The organism is Mesorhizobium sp. M5C.F.Ca.IN.020.32.2.1, from assembly GCF_004023105.1.
Lineage (GTDB): Bacteria > Pseudomonadota > Alphaproteobacteria > Rhizobiales > Rhizobiaceae > Mesorhizobium > Mesorhizobium wenxiniae.
On the sequence record NZ_RZSX01001358.1, the window covers coordinates 1 to 1,032 of the forward strand.

At 64.1% G+C, this 1,032-nt stretch carries 2 protein-coding genes; one reads left to right on the forward strand and one right to left on the reverse strand.

Going from position 1 to position 1,032, the window contains the following annotated elements; translation table 11 throughout:
- Nucleotides 1-54 precede the first annotated feature (54 nt).
- Nucleotides 55-414, forward strand: coding sequence for a tRNA-binding protein (locus EOA86_RS35960; RefSeq protein ID WP_127211543.1), 360 nt, complete (start codon nt 55-57; stop codon nt 412-414).
- Between the two features lie 10 nt (nt 415-424).
- On the opposite strand, the gene EOA86_RS35965 is transcribed toward EOA86_RS35960, so the two are convergent.
- On the reverse strand, nt 425-1,032 hold a 608-nt coding region (locus EOA86_RS35965), incomplete at its 5' end, for a glycosyltransferase (RefSeq protein WP_164892382.1).

Sequence of the window (1,032 nt, forward strand, 5' to 3'; positions counted from 1 at the left end):
GGCCGGCGTCCTGTTCGAGACCTACGGAAACGCCTGAGCCAGACCTGACCCTCAATGAGTTCGAGCAGCCAGCGCAAGCCCGAGATCAGCTTCGCCGATTTCGACCGGGTCGATATCCGCGCCGGCACGATCGTCGAGGCCGAGCCGTTCCCCGAGGCGCGCAAGCCGGCGATCAAGCTGAAGATCGATTTCGGCGCGGCGATCGGGGTGAAGAAATCGTCGGCGCAGATCACCAAATATTATGCGCCCGAGACGCTGATCGGCCGGCAGGTGTTCGCGGTGGTCAATTTTCCGCCGCGGCAGATCGGACCCTTCATATCGGAAGTGCTGACGCTTGGCTTTCCCGACGAGGAGGGTGCTGTCGTCCTCGGCGCAATCGAACGCAGGGTGCCTGACGGTGGCCGACTGTTCTAGCAAGGCCTTCTCAGGCGGCTAGTTTTCGCGTGGTGCCCAGCGCCTCTTCAACCGTCTCCAGGAACATTTCCGCGCAGGCTTTCCAGCTATAGCGCATTGCCCGTTGGCGCGCCTCGGCGCGGTCGACGTGGAGCGCGGCGAGCGCGGCTTCACGCAAATCGTTCGACACCGCTCCGCCAACGCCGTCGCCGACAATGTCGATCGGTCCGGTCACCGGATAGGCTGCGACCGGCGTGCCGCTGGCCAGCGCCTCGATGATGACATTGCCGAACGTGTCGGTGCGGCTGGGAAAGACGAAGACATCGGCCGAGGCGTAGATTTCGGCCAGTTCGTCGTTCGGGCGGTGGCCAAGGAAATGGGCATCGGGGTATCTGGCCTTGAGCCTGGCCAGTTCCGGTCCCTCGCCGACGATTACCTTGCTGCCGGGCAAATCCAGGTCGAGGAAGGCGGCCAGGTTCTTTTCGATCGCAACGCGGCCGACACAGAGGAAGATCGGTCGCTTGAGCCCCAGATCCTTCTGCTTGTCCGGGCGGAAATGGTCGGTGTCGACGCCGCGCGTCCATGGCCTGAGCTTGGTGAAGCCGCGCGCCGCCAGATCGTCCGCCAGCGATTGTGTGG

Bases quoted from the DNA above. Each gene is read 5' to 3' on its own strand.
- EOA86_RS35960 (WP_127211543.1), top strand. From the start codon at position 55: ATGAGTTCGAGCAGCCAGCGCAAGCCCGAGATCAGCTTCGCCGATTTC.